Annotated in this window: 15 protein-coding genes and 1 riboswitch; of the genes, 4 read left to right on the top strand and 11 right to left on the bottom strand. The window is 61.1% G+C overall.

Annotated features, from left to right (window positions below; translation table 11 throughout):
• Positions 1-229: 229 nt before the first annotated feature.
• Together QO231_RS09850 and QO231_RS09855 are read left to right on the top strand one after the other, a co-directional pair.
• Positions 230-2,251 (top strand): acetate--CoA ligase family protein, encoded by a 2,022-nt coding sequence (locus QO231_RS09850; protein ID WP_316775622.1) that lies wholly within the window; start codon positions 230-232, stop codon positions 2,249-2,251.
• Entirely contained in the window at positions 2,248-3,033 is a 786-nt protein-coding gene (locus tag QO231_RS09855) for a carnitinyl-CoA dehydratase (protein WP_316775624.1), read from the top strand. The genes QO231_RS09850 and QO231_RS09855 overlap by 4 nt, the downstream gene beginning before the upstream one ends.
• 11 nt (positions 3,034-3,044) lie before the next feature.
• Here QO231_RS09855 and QO231_RS09860 read toward each other — a convergent pair whose 3' ends face one another.
• Positions 3,045-3,677 (bottom strand): class I SAM-dependent DNA methyltransferase, encoded by a 633-nt coding sequence (locus tag QO231_RS09860; protein ID WP_316775626.1) that lies wholly within the window; start codon positions 3,675-3,677, stop codon positions 3,045-3,047.
• Between the two features lie 87 nt (positions 3,678-3,764).
• On the opposite strand from QO231_RS09860, the gene QO231_RS09865 reads away from it, so the two are divergent.
• The gene (locus tag QO231_RS09865) at positions 3,765-4,607 is read left to right on the top strand and encodes an SDR family oxidoreductase (protein WP_316775628.1); all 843 of its coding nucleotides are present in this window, start codon (positions 3,765-3,767) and stop codon (positions 4,605-4,607) included.
• On the opposite strand, the gene dxs is transcribed toward QO231_RS09865, so the two are convergent.
• From dxs to QO231_RS09895, 6 genes are read right to left on the bottom strand one after another with little or no spacing between them, the layout of a single operon-like run.
• Positions 4,608-6,536: a 1-deoxy-D-xylulose-5-phosphate synthase gene (gene dxs, locus QO231_RS09870; RefSeq protein WP_316775630.1), complete on the bottom strand. Its 1,929-nt coding sequence runs from the start codon at positions 6,534-6,536 to the stop codon at positions 4,608-4,610.
• Between the two features lie 23 nt (positions 6,537-6,559).
• Positions 6,560-7,426 carry a polyprenyl synthetase family protein gene (locus QO231_RS09875; RefSeq protein ID WP_316775633.1) on the bottom strand — a complete coding sequence of 289 codons (867 nt, stop codon included), beginning with the start codon at positions 7,424-7,426 and terminating at the stop codon, positions 6,560-6,562.
• Positions 7,427-7,669 (bottom strand): exodeoxyribonuclease VII small subunit, encoded by a 243-nt coding sequence (locus QO231_RS09880; protein WP_316775635.1) that lies wholly within the window; start codon positions 7,667-7,669, stop codon positions 7,427-7,429. It lies immediately after the preceding gene.
• Entirely contained in the window at positions 7,666-8,592 is a 927-nt protein-coding gene (locus QO231_RS09885) for a histone deacetylase family protein (RefSeq protein ID WP_316775637.1), read from the bottom strand. Before QO231_RS09885 ends, QO231_RS09880 begins: the two co-directional genes overlap by 4 nt.
• 53 nt (positions 8,593-8,645) lie before the next feature.
• The gene (locus QO231_RS09890; RefSeq protein ID WP_316775638.1) at positions 8,646-9,347 is read right to left on the bottom strand and encodes a response regulator; all 702 of its coding nucleotides are present in this window, start codon (positions 9,345-9,347) and stop codon (positions 8,646-8,648) included.
• Positions 9,347-9,856, bottom strand: coding sequence for a MarR family winged helix-turn-helix transcriptional regulator (locus tag QO231_RS09895; RefSeq protein WP_316775640.1), 510 nt, complete (start codon positions 9,854-9,856; stop codon positions 9,347-9,349). Before QO231_RS09895 ends, QO231_RS09890 begins: the two co-directional genes overlap by 1 nt.
• 157 nt (positions 9,857-10,013) lie before the next feature.
• Here QO231_RS09895 and QO231_RS09900 point away from each other — a divergent pair, with 157 nt between their 5' ends.
• Entirely contained in the window at positions 10,014-10,880 is an 867-nt protein-coding gene (locus tag QO231_RS09900) for a branched-chain amino acid aminotransferase (protein ID WP_316775642.1), read from the top strand.
• Positions 10,881-10,946: 66 nt separating this feature from the next.
• Here the strand turns inward: QO231_RS09900 and QO231_RS09905 are convergent, their stop codons facing one another.
• The 4 genes from QO231_RS09905 to aroC all read right to left on the bottom strand — a co-directional run bounded on the left by QO231_RS09905 (position 10,947) and on the right by aroC (position 15,303).
• Positions 10,947-12,392: a fasciclin domain-containing protein gene (locus QO231_RS09905; RefSeq protein ID WP_316775643.1), complete on the bottom strand. Its 1,446-nt coding sequence runs from the start codon at positions 12,390-12,392 to the stop codon at positions 10,947-10,949.
• 193 nt (positions 12,393-12,585) lie between these two features.
• The gene (locus tag QO231_RS09910; protein ID WP_316775645.1) at positions 12,586-13,521 is read right to left on the bottom strand and encodes a DMT family transporter; all 936 of its coding nucleotides are present in this window, start codon (positions 13,519-13,521) and stop codon (positions 12,586-12,588) included.
• A 45-nt stretch (positions 13,522-13,566) separates the two neighbouring features.
• Positions 13,567-14,097, bottom strand: coding sequence for an AEC family transporter (locus QO231_RS09915; RefSeq protein ID WP_316775647.1), 531 nt, complete (start codon positions 14,095-14,097; stop codon positions 13,567-13,569).
• A 105-nt stretch (positions 14,098-14,202) separates the two neighbouring features.
• Positions 14,203-15,303 (bottom strand): chorismate synthase, encoded by a 1,101-nt coding sequence (gene aroC, locus QO231_RS09920; protein ID WP_316775649.1) that lies wholly within the window; start codon positions 15,301-15,303, stop codon positions 14,203-14,205.
• Positions 15,304-15,474: 171 nt separating this feature from the next.
• Positions 15,475-15,574, top strand: a riboswitch (TPP riboswitch).
• Positions 15,575-15,587 lie beyond the last annotated feature (13 nt).

Consider the following 15,587-nt stretch of genomic DNA (forward strand, 5'->3'; position numbering starts at 1 on the left):
GCGCCCATCCGACCGAAGCGAGGGGCCAGCCCCTCGCGCTCCCCGGGATATTTTCAGCAAGAAAAAAGGAGGGCGACCGGATGATCGCCCCCCGGAAAGCGGGAAAGTTCCCTTTTCCTCGCACGGTCATCGGCGTCCCCGCCTGTACCGTTTCTGCAGCTTTGCGGCGACGGGTTCAGAATTCGTATTGCACGGGAAGATTGTCTGACCGAGGAGCCCAATCAGCACAATGAGGCGCGATCTGACCCGAATGCTGGCCCCGCGAAACATTGCCGTGATCGGCGGCGGCAACTGGTGTGCATCCATCATCGGGGCAGCGCGGCGCATCGGTTTTGGCGGGACGATTGTGCCGGTTCATCCCGACGGCAAGGCAATCGCCGGACTTCACGCGGTGCCAAGAGCGGGTGATTGTCCCGTTGCGATTGACGCCGCTTTTGTCGGCGTGAACAGGCACGCCACAATCGAAATTGTTGCAGAGCTTGCGGGGCTCGGGAGTGGAGGCGCGGTCTGCTTTGCTTCGGGGTTCACCGAGGCAAACGCCGAGGATGCCGACGGTGTAAACCTTCAGTCGCGATTGGTCGCGGCGGCCGGCGACATGCCCATGCTTGGTCCCAACTGCTATGGGTTTGTCAACGCGGTGGACCGGGCCGCAATCTGGCCGGATCAACACGGGATGCAGCCGGTAGAACGGGGTGTTGCGATCCTGACGCAATCCTCGAATATGGCGATCAACATGACCATGCAGCAACGCGCCTTGCCGATTGCCTACATGATCACCTGTGGAAACATGGCACAGACCAGTCAGGCGGAGATCGCGACTGCATTGCTCGACGATGCGCGCGTGACTGCGATCGGGTTGCATGTCGAGGGGTTCGGCAACCTGCGCGATTGGGAAGCGTTGGCGCAAAAGGCCCATCAGCAAGGGATACCGTTGGTTGCCATCAAGGTCGGCAAATCCGGGCAGGCGCAGCGCGCGACGATTTCGCATACGGCGTCGCTGGCGGGGAGTGATGCCGGAGCACAGGCGTTTCTGGACCGGCTGGGCATCGCGCGTGTGAACGCGGTGCCGGAATTCATCGAAACGCTGAAACTGTTGCATTGCGTTGGCCCGCTTGCCTCGAACCGCATCGCATCGATCAGCTGCTCGGGCGGGGAGGCCAGCCTGATTGCGGATATGGCCACCGCGCGGGACCTCGAGTTTCCACCGCTCAGCGACGCGCAGGAACACTCTTTGAAATCCACGTTGGGGCCGCTGGTTGCCCTGGCCAACCCTCTGGATTATCACACCTACGTCTGGCGGGATCCGGCTGCGATGGCGCGGGCCTGGTCAGCGATGGTGGAGGGTGATGTCAGCCTGGCTCTGAGCATCGTGGATTATCCGCATACCGACGCCGGCGACTGGACTTGCGCCACGGAGGCGGCGATTGCCGTGCGGTCCGAAACCGGCGCCCCTTTTGCCGTTGTGGCGAGCCTGCCTGAACTGATGCCGCTGCCCGTCGCGGAGCACCTGATGGCACAAGGGGTTGTTCCCATGTCGGGGCTGGCCGAAGCGCTGGCCGCCACCGAGGCCGCGGCGCGGGTGAGCGCGCCTGATCCGGTGCCTATTATGCTGCCTGGCATTACCAAGGCTGACGACGTGTTGACCGAAGCGGCGGCAAAGGCCGCGCTAATGGAACATGGGTTGACCGTTCCGGTCTTTCGTACGGTTCACGGCAAGAATGGGTTGATGGCGGCGCTAGAGACCCTCCACCCGCCCTTTGCTCTGAAAGGCGTCGGGCTGGCGCACAAGTCGGAACATGGGGCGGTTCGGCTCGGACTGTCTGCGAACCAGCTGGCACAGGCCGCACAAGAGATCGGCACGGATGGCTACCTGATCGAAGAGATGGTCGCGGACGGTGTTGCCGAAATACTGATCGGTGTGACGCGGGACGACGCGCATGGCTATGTGCTGACGCTTGGTGCGGGAGGCATTCTGACGGAATTGCTGCGCGATACGATATCGCTGTTGCTGCCGGTGACCGAGGCACAGGTCGCGCAGGCTCTTGGGCAACTCAAATGCGGCCCGCTGTTGACGGGATATCGCGGCAGACCAGCTGCGGATATGGCCGCGATCCTGCGCGCGGTTATGGCGGTCCAGGACTATGTAGTTGCCAACGCGGAGAACGTTGGCGAAGTTGAAATCAATCCGCTGATCTGCACCCCCGATCGGGCGGTTGCGGTGGATGCGCTGATCCGAAAGGCCAGAACATGACAACATCCCCCATCACCACCACCCGCGACGGAGCGGTCCTCCTCGTCACGTTGAACCGGCCCAAGGCAAACGCCATCGACCTGGCCACTAGCCGCATCATGGGAGAAGTCTTCCGCGACTTCCGGGATGATCCCGACCTGAAGGTGGCGGTTCTGACTGGTGCGGGGGACAAATTCTTCTGCCCGGGCTGGGATTTGAAGGCTGCCGCAGACGGGGATGCTGTCGATGGCGACTACGGCGTCGGCGGGTTCGGCGGCCTGCAGGAACTGCGCGGCATGAACAAGCCCGTCATCGCGGCAGTCAATGGCATTGCCTGCGGCGGCGGGCTGGAACTGGCGCTGAGCGCCGATATGATCCTTGCAACAGAGCACGCCACCTTTGCGCTGCCGGAAATCCGGTCGGGCACGGTTGCCGATGCCGCAAGCGTCAAGCTGCCCAAGCGTATCCCCTATCACATCGCCATGGAACTGTTGCTGACCGGGCGCTGGTTCGATGCCGAGGAGGCACACCGCTGGGGGCTTGTCAACGAGGTCCTGTCTGCGGACAAGCTGATGGATCGCGCGCTGGAACTGGCGCACCTGATCGCAAGCGGTCCGCCGCTGGTCTATTCGGCAATCAAGGAAATCGTGCGCGATGCCGAGGATTCCAAGTTTCAGGATGCGATGAACCGGATCACCGGGCGGCAATTGCAGTCGGTCGACGTTCTCTATTCGTCCGAAGATCAGCTCGAAGGCGCACGGGCCTTTGCCGAAAAGCGCGATCCTGTATGGAAGGGCCGATAGGGCGGTTCGTTTCAGGCCTTTTCGAACAGCGCAATCAGCGCCAGATCATCACGGTGTTCGCCCGCGGCCAAGTCGCCATAGATCCGCGTTTCCTTGAGGGTCAGGCTCTGAATACGCGTCTTGGCAAGATGCTCCAGTTTGGCCGAAAAGCCGGCCGACTCATAGTGTTTGGCATTGATTGACAGCGCAATCTGCGCCCCGTGCCGCGCCACCCGCAGCAGAGCATCGAGTGCGTCCGGCCCCACATGACCGGTGGTAAATGTGCCGGAGGACACGATACCGGAATAGCTCTCGCGCTGGACGGGTATCCCCAGGTTGAGATCCGCCTCGATGGCATCGCGGTAAATATCCTTGCTCATCGCCTGGTCGAGCATTTCGGCGCTGATATCGGTTGCGTCGATCGGGCCGACGCCCAGTTCGGCCAATACCCCACCACACAACCCGGTCCCTGCACCGACATCCAGCACCGGGCCCTGACCACCCGCCGCCACAAAGGCCCGCGCAGTGTGAATATGCAGATGATAGTCTTCGCGCGCGGCAAAAGACTGATCATAATCACCCGCCCACTGGGCATAGAGCCGCTTGGACTCCTGCGGCGTGTTCAGCGCATAGGCGGTTTTCAGATCAGGTGCATCATCGCTCATCCTTCCATGAAGGGTCCAGGCGTGATTCGAATCAAGTGCGTCCTTCAGGCACTTGCATCCGGGCCGGTCGCGTATCATCAAAGACTGATGACAAATACACTTCTCTCCATGGGCCACGGCTATACCGCGCGGGCGTTGTCAGAGCAGCTGGCACCGCAGGGTTGGCGCATCATCGGCACCACGCGTGATCGCGACCAACTGGACAAGATCCGCCAGTCCGGGGCCGAACCGATCCTCTGGCCGGGTGAAACACCGCCTCTGGATGGGGTAACGCATCTTCTGATCTCAACCGCTCCGGGTGCCGACGGCGACCCGGTTTTGCACGAACTCGGCGCGGAAATCGCCGATCGCGCGGCACAGTTCAAATGGGTCGGATACCTGTCAACAACAGCGGTCTATGGCGATCATCACGGCGACTGGGTAGATGAAACCACGCCTGCCATTCCGGCCTCAAAGCGCGGAACCTTGCGTGTTCAGGCCGAGCAGCAATGGGCCGCGATTGCGGATTTGCCTTTGCACATCTTTCGTCTCGCAGGGATCTACGGCCCCGGGCGCGGCCCGTTTTCCAAACTGAAACGCGGAAGCCTGCGCCGGATCATCAAGCCCGGACAGGTGTTCTCGCGCATCCATGTCGCCGATATCGCAAATGTGCTGGCCGCCTCCATGGAGCGCCCCGATCCCGGTGCGATCTACAACGTCTGCGACGATGAACCCGTGCCCCCGCAGGACGTCATCGCCTATGCCGCAGAGCTGCAGGGATTGCCCCTGCCGCCGGCGGTGCCCTTTGACGAGGCGGACATGACGCCAATGGCCCGCAGCTTTTACAGCGAAAACAAACGCGTGCGAAATGACCGGATCAAGCGTGAACTTGGCGTGACGCTTCGCTATCCGAACTATCGGGTCGGGCTTGAGGCGCTGCACAAGGGCTGATCAGGCGCGCTGTTCACCAATGCTCGCCACGCCCAGTACATCCAGTACCTTGGCCTCGATCTGCGCGGCACTCATGCCGGCGACCTTGTACATATCCGCCGGGCTTGCCTGATCAATGAACGTATCGGGCAAGACCATCGACCGGAACTTCAGCCCGGTATCGAACACGCCTTCCTCCGCCAGCAATTGTGCGACATGGCTGCCAAAACCACCGACCGCGCCTTCCTCGATGGTGATCAGGGCCTCATGCCCATTCGCCAGTGACAGGATCAGATCGCGATCCAGGGGTTTGGCAAACCGGGCATCGGCAACACTGGGTTTGATCCCCTTTGCGGCCAGACCCTCGGCGGCGGCCTGAACTTCGGCCAGATGCGCGCCAAAGGACAGGATCGCCACGCGCTTGCCCTCTTGAATCACGCGGCCCTTGCCGATTTCCAGCGGCACACCCTGCTCGGGCAGTTCCACACCGACCCCTTCGCCACGGGGAAAACGAAAGGCGATCGGCCCGTCGTTATGCGCCGCGGCGGTTGCCACCATGTGCATCAATTCCGCTTCATCCGCCGCAGCCATGACCGTAAAGCCCGGCAGGTTGGCGAGATAAGCGATATCATAGCTGCCAGCGTGCGTCGCACCGTCGGCACCGACCAGCCCCGCCCTGTCGACCGCAAAGCGAACCGGCAGTCGCTGGATCGCAACATCATGGACGACCTGATCATACCCACGCTGCAGGAAGGTCGAGTAGATTGCGCAGAACGGCTTCATTCCACCTGCCGCCAATGCCGCCGCAAATGTCACCCCATGCTGTTCGGCAATACCGACATCGAAACACCGGCTGGGAAAGCGTTCCGCGAACAGATTCAGCCCGGTGCCGTCCGGCATCGCGGCGGTCACGGCGACGATCTTGTCATCGGCCTTGGCCAGCCCAGTCAGCGTCTTGCCAAAAACGCTGGTATAACTTGGCGCATTCGAAGGCGCCTTTTTCTGCTCTCCGGTGATAACATCGAACTTGGCGGTTGCATGACCCTTGTCCTGAGCCGTCTCGGCGGGCGCATACCCTTTGCCCTTCCTGGTCAGCACATGGATCAGGATCGGGCCATGCGCGCGGGCCTTGACCGTCCGCAGGACCGGCAGGAGCTGATCCATATCATGCCCGTCAATCGGCCCGACATAGGAAAATCCGAGCTGTTCAAACAGCGTGCCGCCAACGGCCATGCCCTTGAGAACATCCTTGGCGCGCTTTGCCCCTTCGCGGAACGGTTCCGGCAACAGTGACACAGCGCCCTTGGCCGCAGCCTTCAGTTCCTGAAATGGCTCTTCGGCGTAGAGCCGCGACAGGTACGAGGACAAGGCACCGACCGGAGGCGCGATGCTCATCTCGTTGTCGTTCAGGATCACGATCAACCGCTTGTCCAGATGGCCGGCGTTGTTCATGGCCTCAAACGCCATGCCGGCGCTCATCGCCCCGTCTCCGATCACCGCAACGGCGTCCCCGAGTCCCTCCGGCGTAATGCCCCCCAGATCGCGGGCTACCGCAAAGCCCAGCGCCGCGCTGATCGACGTGCTGGAATGCGCTGCCCCGAACGGATCATAGGGCGACTCGCTCCGTTTGGTAAATCCGCTCAGCCCGTCCTTCATCCGCAAGGTGCGAATGCGTTCGCGCCGTTCTGTCAGGATCTTGTGCGGGTAGCATTGATGCCCCACATCCCAGATGATCTTGTCGCGCGGCGTATCAAAGACCGCGTGCAGGGCAACGGTGAGTTCAACCACGCCAAGCCCGGCGCCCAGATGACCACCGGTAACGGAGACTGCCGAAATGGTTTCGGCGCGCAATTCATGAGCAAGCTGGGTCAGCTCAGCATCGCTGAGCTGTTTCATGTCTGCGGGGCGGATCACACCGTCCAGCAAGGGCGTATTTGGTCTGTCTGCCATCTGCGCCTCCATACGGGGCTGTTTCAACTGTCGCGGGCAATAACGAAGCGGGCGGCCGCGCGCAATGTATCAGCCTCGGTTCCATAGGGATCCAGTGCAGCACAAGCCTGCGCAACCAGTTCCGCCGCACGGGCCTTGGCCCCATCCAGCCCCAGCAAAGACACAAACGTGGCCTTGTTTGCGCCAGCATCCTTTTGCAGGCGCTTTCCGGCCTTCGCTGCATCACCTTCTACGTCCAAGATGTCGTCGGCAATCTGAAATGCAAGCCCAAGCGCCCCGGCATATCGACGCAACGCGTCCGGATCGGCTCCGGCCAGTCGCGCGCCTGCGCAGGCCGACCATTCGATCAGGGCGCCGGTCTTGCCCGCCTGCAACCCGGTGATCTGATCAAGGGTCAGCGGCGCTGTTGCCGCTTCTGCCGCGATGTCGAGCGCCTGGCCCAGCACCATACCCTGTGCACCGCTGGCCCGCGCCAGCGAAATGGCCAGCTCGGCACGTCTGTCAGCCGCTCCGTTTTCGGGACGGCTGACCAACTCGAAGGCGAGGCTTTGCAGGGCATCGCCCGCCAGAACCGCCACGCCCTCATCCCATTTGATATGCACGGTGGGTCGCCCGCGCCGCAGGTCGTCATCGTCCATGCAGGGCAGATCATCATGCACCAACGAATAGGCGTGCAGCGCCTCGATCGCTGTGGCGGACCAGATCGCGCGTTCCGCCGGAATGCCGTGCAGGCGCGCGGATTCAAGGACCAGAAAGCCACGCAGACGTTTGCCACCCTGGGTGGCATAACCCATCGCCTGAACCACAGGAACCGGTTCAAACGCGCCAAGAACATCATCGAAATGGCTCTGGATCCGCTCTGCGGCCTCCGCCAGTCGTTGTGAAAACATCTATTGCGCGTCGACCGGGGTCGTGCCTGTCGGGTTGCCGTCGCTGTCGAGCTTGATCGCGGCGACCTTTTCTTCGGCCCGTTTCAGTTCTTCGCCGCATCGCTTCTTCAGCGCCGCTCCGCGTTCATAGAGCGTGATCGAATCGTCCAGCGCCACATCTCCATGCTCCAGCCGCTCGACCACGGTCTCAAGCTCTTTCATTGCCTGTTCAAAACTCATCTCTGAAACGGGGGTATCGGTCATTTCGCGGCCTTCATCAGTTCCTGTACATGCGCCAGCACCGACGCGGACAGCGCGTGCAAATCATATCCGCCTTCAAGTGTCGAGACCACCCGGCCATCGCAAAGCTCATCCGCCAACTTGCAGAGTTCGGCGGTGACCCAGGCGAAATCTTCGGTCTGCCATTCGAGATTTGCCAACGGATCATCCACATGTGCGTCAAACCCTGCCGAAATGATGATCAGTTCCGGCGCAAACGCCCGCAGGCGCGGAAACGCCTTGTCCTGATATTCCTGACGCATCAGCGCGCCATCCGAACCCGGCGGAAGGGGAATATTCAGGATCGTATCATAGGCCCCGGTTTCATTGGCGCGGCCCGTGCCCGGAAACAGCGGGATCTGCTGGCTGGTAATCAACAACGCGCGCTGTTCATCCCACAAGAGATCCTGGGTGCCATTGCCGTGATGCACATCGAAATCCACCACGGCCACGCGGCTTAGCCCATGATGATCGAGCGCGTGTTTCGCCGCCAGCGCCGCATTTCCGAACAGGCAGAACCCCATCGGCGTTTCGGTTTCCGCGTGGTGTCCGGGTGGGCGCACTGCGGCAAAGGCGTTTGGCGCTTCACCGCCCAGAACCATATCGACCGCGCGCACTGCGGCACCCGCCCCGCGATAGGCCGCGTTCAACGTTCCGGGCGACATCCATGTATCGCCATCGAGCGCCACCTGACCGTCGGCAGGAAGCGCGCGGCGCAATCCATCAAGGTAGCTTTCCGGATGAATGCGCAAGATATCGTCATCCGCAGCCATCGGCGCGGTTACCCGGTTCACCTCCAGCGGCTCCAGCGTGTGCAGGACATGCTCGAGTCTTGCCACGCGCTCGGGATGACCCTCGGGCGTGACATGTGTCAGACAGTCGGCATGTGTCAGCATCGCAGTTTTCATTGCTGAGTCCTTCCTTGCGTCTTGTTCAGGGCCGATTGGCCCTTGAGCGTACCCTAGTCGGGCGCGAGCATGTATCCCGCGCCCCGCACCGTTTGCAGATAACGGGGCTGTTTGGGGTCGGTTTCGATCTTGCGGCGCAACCGGGTGATCTGAACATCGACCGCCCGCTCCTGTGCCTGTCCCCTGTCGCGACCAAGATCCTCAACCAGCTTGTTGCGGCTGACCGGTTCGCCGGGGCAGGACGAAAAAATCTTCATCAACTGGCTCTCGGTTGCCGTGAGCCGCACCAGATCGCTGCCCTGCCACATCTCGCCACGCTCGATATCATAGCGGATCGGCCCCAGATGCAGGATCTTTGGCACCGTATCCCCGGCCGGCGTATCTGGCATCCGCCGCAGGATCGCATTGATCCGCAAGAGCAGCTCCTTGGGTTCAAACGGCTTTGCCAGATAGTCGTCGGCGCCCGCCTCAAGCCCGGAAATCCGGTTTTCGATTTCGCCGCGCGCCGTAAGCAGCAAGATCGGCGTCGCCAGGGTTTCCCGCAGGCTGCGGGTCAGTGTGACGCCATCCTCGCCCGGCATCATCACGTCCAACACGATAAGGTCAAAATCCAGACCGGCCAGGATCCGGCGGGCATGTGCTGCATCCCGTGCAGCGGTAACGAGGAACCCATGCCGAATCAGGAACTTGCGCAAGAGATCCCGGATCCGCTCGTCGTCATCCACAATCAGCAGATGTGCGTCCAGTTCAGCCATCAAACACCATCCCTCAGTTTGACATAAGCACGCCGCATGTCAGCATCCATCATTGCCTCAAGGACCTGTTTGAACCCGGCGACCGCTTCGGGGCCCGCATCCCGAAAGGCCGCGCGCATCCTGGCCCGCTGCGCGTCGCTCAGCTGTTGTTCCAGTTGCAAACCGGTTTCGGTCAGGAACAGGTGGCGTTCGCGCTTGTCGCTGGTGCCAATGCGGCTTTCCACCAGCCCGTCCGAGATCAGCGTTCGTAGTACCCGGTTCAGCGATTGCTTGGTGACGCCCAGAATGGCCAGCAGGTTGTTGACCGTGGTGCCCGGTGCGCGGTTGATGAAGTGAACCGCGCGATGATGGGCGCGGCCATAGGCCATTTCACCCAGAATACGGTCAGGGTCGGCGGTAAATCCGCGATAGGCAAAAAACATCGCCTCAATCCCCTGTCTCAGCTGCTCATCCGTCAGGAACAACAGGCTTTCGCCGCTGTAGACCTGCGCTGCACGCCCGTCAGACATGATGTGCCTCTTCCCCAATTTGTTGCAGCATACGTCAGCCTTGTTGACATTCCAAGAGCGAAGAGGTATCGAATCACGATTTTGGCGTAATAAAATGTCCGGTTCGGACATAATCACGCAACAAATGAAAAGCGCCCAATGCACAGGAGGATGCGCAATGTCGGGTTATGATGATCGTGATGGCCAGATCTGGATGGATGGCAAGCTGGTAGACTGGCGGGGTGCGAACGTACATCTCCTGACCCATGCACTGCACTATGCATCGTCGGTGTTTGAAGGGGAACGCGCCTACAACGGCAAGATCTTCAAATCACGCGAACATTCCGAGCGTCTCAGGAAGTCTGCCGAACTGGTGGGTTTCGAAATCCCCTATTCGGTCGATGAGATCGAGGCCGCCAAACAACAGGTGCTCACCGCCAGCGGGCTCAAGGATGCCTATGTGCGCGCGCTTGCCTGGCGTGGTGCGGGTGAGGACATGGGCGTCGCATCGGCGCGCAACCCGGTGCGTATGGCGATCGCCGTCTGGGAATGGGGCGCCTATTACGGCGACGCCAAGATGAAGGGCGCAAAGCTCGACATTTCCAAATGGAAGCGTCCCAGCCCGGAAACCATCCCCGTGCACGCCAAGGCCGCCGGTCTCTACATGATCTGCACCATGTCGAAACACGAGGCCGAAGCCAAGGGTTGCTCGGATGCGCTGTTCATGGATTATCGCGGCTATGTGGCGGAAGCGACGGGGGCCAACATCTTCTTCGTCAAGGATGGCGAGGTCCACACGCCTGATCCCGATTGCTTTCTGAATGGCCTGACCCGGCAGACGGTGATCGGCATGCTGAAGGATCGCCAGATCCCGGTGCACGAGCGGCACATCATGCCGGAAGAGCTGGAAGGGTTCGAGCAATGCTGGCTGACCGGCACAGCCGCCGAGGTCACACCGGTCGGGCAAATCGGCGACTACACATTCGAAGTCGGCGCGTTGACCCGTGAGATTGCGGAAGACTACGAAAAACTGGTGCGAAGCTGAGCGACCGGCATCTGCAGGAAAAAATGTGGACCCCGGAAAATCTCCGGGGCCCTGATCGTTCAAGGGTCAGACAAGGACAAAGTCGTCCGCGTCGATCTTGTGCACGTATTGCAAGAGGACTGAATCCTCGCCCGACTCGATCTTGAGGCCGCGCTTGGTCACCGTCGCAGCGTCCAGGACATGTTGCTCTGTTGCGAAGTCGTCGCGAGACAGCAACAATTCATCACGCCAGAAGAAATCCCGGACGATATTGTCGCCAGACAGATTGGTGAAGTCGAACGTGTCCGCTCCGAAACCTCCGACGAACCGGTCGTCGCCGTCATCATCGACGAGCGTATCCCTGCCGCGATTGCCGACAAGATAGTCGTCGCCGTCGCCACCAAGAATGATGTCATTGCCCTTTCGACCAAAGATGATGTCATCTCCGCCGCTGCCGATCAGGATGTCCTTCTTGTGCGTTCCCTTGATGATGCCGCCGGTGGGCTCGCCCAGATCAAGCGGGATGAGAACCCGGTCGATGGCCTGAATTTCGCCATTTGCGGTGCTGATATCTGTCAGCCCCTCAATGAAATTGGCATTGGCGATCTCGGGGTCGGCGTCGATCAGCTCGGTCCCGTCGATGCCCAGACGTGCGCCATCAAGCGCGGTTTCGATCAAGCCGCTGTCCTGAAGTTCGGCAACCGACGCTCCGCCTGCCTTGACGTGATACAGCAGGACATCCGTGACCAGTTCCGCACCCAAAGCCGCGACCAGCGCGCCCGCGATATCCGCGTCGTCGAGATGGGTGACGTCAAGGTTCAAATCCGCTGCAAGTTTGCGAAAGGCGTCATCCGTGGGAGCGAATACCGTAAACGAGGCATCGCGATCATCCACCACCGCATCAAGACCCGTTGCCGCAAGCGCGGCATTCAACACTTCGAAACTGTCATTTGAACCGGCAACATCCGCGATCGTCGGACGAACCATCGCTTCGGCGACATCGATTGGCAGCAGAACCCGGTCGATGGCCTGAATGACGCCATTGGTGGCCTGAATATCGGTCAAACCGGCGATGAAGTCCGGGTTCTCAACGTCGGGATCTGCGTCGACAAGCGTCGTACCGTTCACGTCAAACGTCGCGCCCAACAGCGTTGTAACGGTTCCTTCCGCTTGCAGGTCGCTGACCTCGGCGCTCCCGGCCCGCACGTGATAAGTCAGAACATCCGTCAGCGTCTCGACCCCCAACGTTTCGACCAGAAGCGTCGCGATTTCAGTTTCTGTCTTGCCCGCCACGTCAAGCCCCAGCGTGTTGGACGCCAGTTCGACAAAGGCCGCATCGGTTGGGGCGAAAACGGTAAAATCACCGGGAGCCGTGAACGTATCGGCAAGCCCGGCCGCGCTCAGAGCGGCTTCGAGTATGTCGAAATTATCGTTTGCCGCAGCGATTTCACCAATCGACAGCGTTGGTTTCGATTCCGGCGCGGGTGGAAAGAACCGGTCCAAGATATCTGACAGAAAACTTAGAAATGACATGCTGATCTCCCTTTGGTCTGTTGGCATGGCACCCGCTGATCAAGGCTCTTGGGCTCATTTGGCGAGCGTCAGGGCACCGTTTCTCGGATGCGCGATAACAGGGGGTACGCCTCGATACGCGTCGCGGATCATTTGAAGGCAGGAGATTTTGGCACACACACGCGCATGTGAAGACAGGTGAAGGTGCCAACGCTCAGCTTTTCGGATCGGTGACTGCCCTTGCCCGCGCGCGTTCCAGGCCAAGTTGGTGTTCGCGCCAGATCACCAGGATGTTGCCCGCAACAACCAGCGCGGCCCCGGTCAACATGACGGCGGTCGGCAATTCGCCGAACCAGAAATAGCCAAGCAGGATGGCAAATATCATCGAGGCATAGTCATAGGGGGCGAGCATCGAAGCGGGGCCGAACCGATAGGACGACGTGACCAGTATCTGGGCAATGCCGCCAATGAGCCCGGCGATGATCAACAGGCCCAGCGTGCCGGCACTCGGCATGACCCACCCAAATGGCAGCGTCAGGAGCGAGATGAGCGAGGCCGTCGCCGAGAAATAGAACACGATCGCCGCCGTGTGTTCGGTCTGAACCAGCTTGCGGATATGAATCTGGACAAAAGCACGGGCGATCGTTGCCGCCAGGATGAACATCGCCCCCAACGTCGCCCCGTCCTCCAGACTGCCGCCGCCAAGGCGCGGCCAAACCATGATCATCACGCCAACCAGGCCGATCAGAACCGCCGAAATTCTCACCATGCGGATGGTTTCGCCCAGCATCAGCGCAGCGAGGACTACCGTAAAGATCGGAGTTGCATAGCCGATCGCGGTGACCTCGGGCAGCGGCAGCAAACCCAGCCCCGCAAAGGTCAGCCCCATCGCCATCGTGCCCAGCAGCCCGCGCCAGAAATGGCCCATTGGCTGTTTGCTCACCAAGCCGTTTCGCAATTCACCTCGTGCGACCAGCCAGATGACAATCACTGGGATTGCAAAGAACGATCGGAAGAACACCGCTTCGCCCGGAGGCACCTCTGCCGACGTGGCCTTGATCAGCGCCGCCATGATCGTGAACAGGCCGACCGCACACAACTTGAGCGAAACGGCGAGTCCCGGTCGATGCGATGTTAACATTTTCGCCATTGCGCATTCCTGCGCCGCGCAGGCTCAAAGATCAATGGGATTTGCTCAGATCAGCCAGCGCATCAGTGCGTTCAGCAACAGAAACCCACCGGATGTAGCGACAAGCATGGCAATGGGCGCGGCCCCTTCAAGCCCCTGCTCTTGCGCAAACACCACGTAGAGTCCGAACATCGGCATCGCGGTCGAAAGGCTCACGCCCAGCCGTGCACCATGACACTCGCCTGTTTGGCGATGGACAAAGTCGATCAAGACCAGGCAAAGCGGGTTCAGAGGGATGTTTTTCACAAGCATGTTCAGCGCCAGCACGATCCCCGCGACATCCGGAAACGCCAGAAGCATGATCGGATATCCGACAAAGCCGGAGTTTGAGCAGGAGCGGCCCATCACCGCCAGTGCCCTGCGCACGGGGTCGATATCTTTCAGGGTGAACCACAGGTAGGCGACCACGATGACGGAAAGCCCGCCACCAAGATAGGCCAGCACGTACCCCTGCTGGAACTCCTGCGCAAAATCCCGGGTCGCCAGCGCCCTGAACAGCAGGGCGGGCATCGCGATGTGCAGAACAGAATTTCCCAAGAGCCTCATGTCGGCGGCTGAAAATCAACCGGCCCGCACCAGACGACAGCCAATCGCAATCGTGGCATAGATCGGAAAGGGGATGCGGGGAATGGCCGCCAAGAGTCAGCCGACCCTGCCGCGATTCTCACCCACCTGCCCACGGTGCAGCAACATGTGGTCGAGGATGACGCAGGCCATCATCGCCTCGCCTACCGGCACCGCGCGGATACCGACACAGGGGTCGTGACGGCCCTTGGTGATGATCTCGGTTTCTTCACCGGATTTGGTGATGGTCTTGCGCGTGGTCAGGATGGAACTGGTCGGTTTCACGGCAAAGCGTACCACAACGTCCTGCCCTGTACTGATCCCCCCGAGAATACCGCCCGCGTGATTGGAACTGTATCTCGGGCCGCCCTGCCCCATGAAAATCTCGTCGGCATTGGCCTCGCCGGTCAGCATCGCCGCCGACATGCCTTCTCCGATTTCGACCCCCTTGACCGCGTTGATGCTCATCATCGCGGCGGCCAGATCTGTGTCGAGCTTGCCGTAGACCGGCGCGCCCAAACCCGCTGGAACGCCACGCGCAACGACCTCGACAATGGCACCGACCGAGCTTCCGGATTTGCGCAGCCCGTCCAGATAAGCGGCCCAGGTTTTGGCCGCCTTTGCGTCAGGGGCCCAAAACGGGTTCTGTTCGACCTGGGCCCAGTCGAACTGCCCCCGGTCGATGGCGTGTTCCCCCATCTGCACCATGTATCCGGCGATCTGGACATCCGGCACCAGCGCCCGGATCGCCTCGCGGGCCAGCCCGCCCGCCGCGACGCGCGAGGCGGTTTCCCGTGCCGAAGACCGGCCCCCACCGCGATAGTCGCGGATGCCGTATTTCTGCCAATAGGTGATATCGGCGTGGCCCGGTCGGAACTTCTCCTTGATGTCGCCATAGTCCTTGCTGCGCTGATCGGTGTTCTCGATCATCAGCTGAACCGGGGTGCCGGTTGTCTGGCCTTCAAACACGCCCGACAGAATGCGCACCTGATCCGGCTCGCGCCGTTGGGTGGTGTATTTGTTCTGACCCGGTTTGCGCCGATCGAGCCAGTGCTGGATCATCGCTTCGTCGACCATGACACCCGGCGGACACCCATCGACCGTCGCCCCGATGGCGGGGCCGTGGCTCTCGCCCCAGGTGGTGACGCGAAACAGGTGGCCAAAGCTGTTGATCGACATGGGCAAAGCTCCTTTTGGCTTGTGCTTTAGCGGGGGGATGGAAGCGTCGCAAGCGATTGTCGTGCTGCAGGGGGCGCTGCCCCCGCCGCCCTGCGGACGGCTCCCCCGGAGTATTTTGACAAAGATGAAGGGGCGGAGAGCTTGTCTTTCCGTAGGCCGCGATCTAGGGTCCGGCCTACCTCGGGGTGCCTTGATTGGCTGAGACGCGCGATGCGGACCCGTTGAACCTGAACCGGCTAACACCGGCGTAGGGAAGGTCTGGATCGTCTTCCATCCTTGCCCAT

It is taken from the genome of Sedimentitalea todarodis (assembly GCF_032595355.1).
GTDB classification, from domain to species: domain Bacteria; phylum Pseudomonadota; class Alphaproteobacteria; order Rhodobacterales; family Rhodobacteraceae; genus Sedimentitalea; species Sedimentitalea todarodis.

Coding starts and splice junctions, on each gene's coding strand:
- QO231_RS09850 (WP_316775622.1), top strand. CDS start 230: ATGAGGCGCGATCTGACCCGAATGCTGGCCCCGCGAAACATTGCCGTG.
- QO231_RS09855 (WP_316775624.1), top strand. CDS start 2,248: ATGACAACATCCCCCATCACCACCACCCGCGACGGAGCGGTCCTCCTC.
- QO231_RS09860 (WP_316775626.1), bottom strand. CDS start 3,677: ATGAGCGATGATGCACCTGATCTGAAAACCGCCTATGCGCTGAACACG.
- QO231_RS09865 (WP_316775628.1), top strand. CDS start 3,765: ATGACAAATACACTTCTCTCCATGGGCCACGGCTATACCGCGCGGGCG.
- dxs (WP_316775630.1), bottom strand. CDS start 6,536: ATGGCAGACAGACCAAATACGCCCTTGCTGGACGGTGTGATCCGCCCC.
- QO231_RS09875 (WP_316775633.1), bottom strand. CDS start 7,426: ATGTTTTCACAACGACTGGCGGAGGCCGCAGAGCGGATCCAGAGCCAT.
- QO231_RS09880 (WP_316775635.1), bottom strand. CDS start 7,669: ATGACCGATACCCCCGTTTCAGAGATGAGTTTTGAACAGGCAATGAAA.
- QO231_RS09885 (WP_316775637.1), bottom strand. CDS start 8,592: ATGAAAACTGCGATGCTGACACATGCCGACTGTCTGACACATGTCACG.
- QO231_RS09890 (WP_316775638.1), bottom strand. CDS start 9,347: ATGGCTGAACTGGACGCACATCTGCTGATTGTGGATGACGACGAGCGG.
- QO231_RS09895 (WP_316775640.1), bottom strand. CDS start 9,856: ATGTCTGACGGGCGTGCAGCGCAGGTCTACAGCGGCGAAAGCCTGTTG.
- QO231_RS09900 (WP_316775642.1), top strand. CDS start 10,014: ATGTCGGGTTATGATGATCGTGATGGCCAGATCTGGATGGATGGCAAG.
- QO231_RS09905 (WP_316775643.1), bottom strand. CDS start 12,392: ATGTCATTTCTAAGTTTTCTGTCAGATATCTTGGACCGGTTCTTTCCA.
- QO231_RS09910 (WP_316775645.1), bottom strand. CDS start 13,521: ATGGCGAAAATGTTAACATCGCATCGACCGGGACTCGCCGTTTCGCTC.
- aroC (WP_316775649.1), bottom strand. CDS start 15,303: ATGTCGATCAACAGCTTTGGCCACCTGTTTCGCGTCACCACCTGGGGC.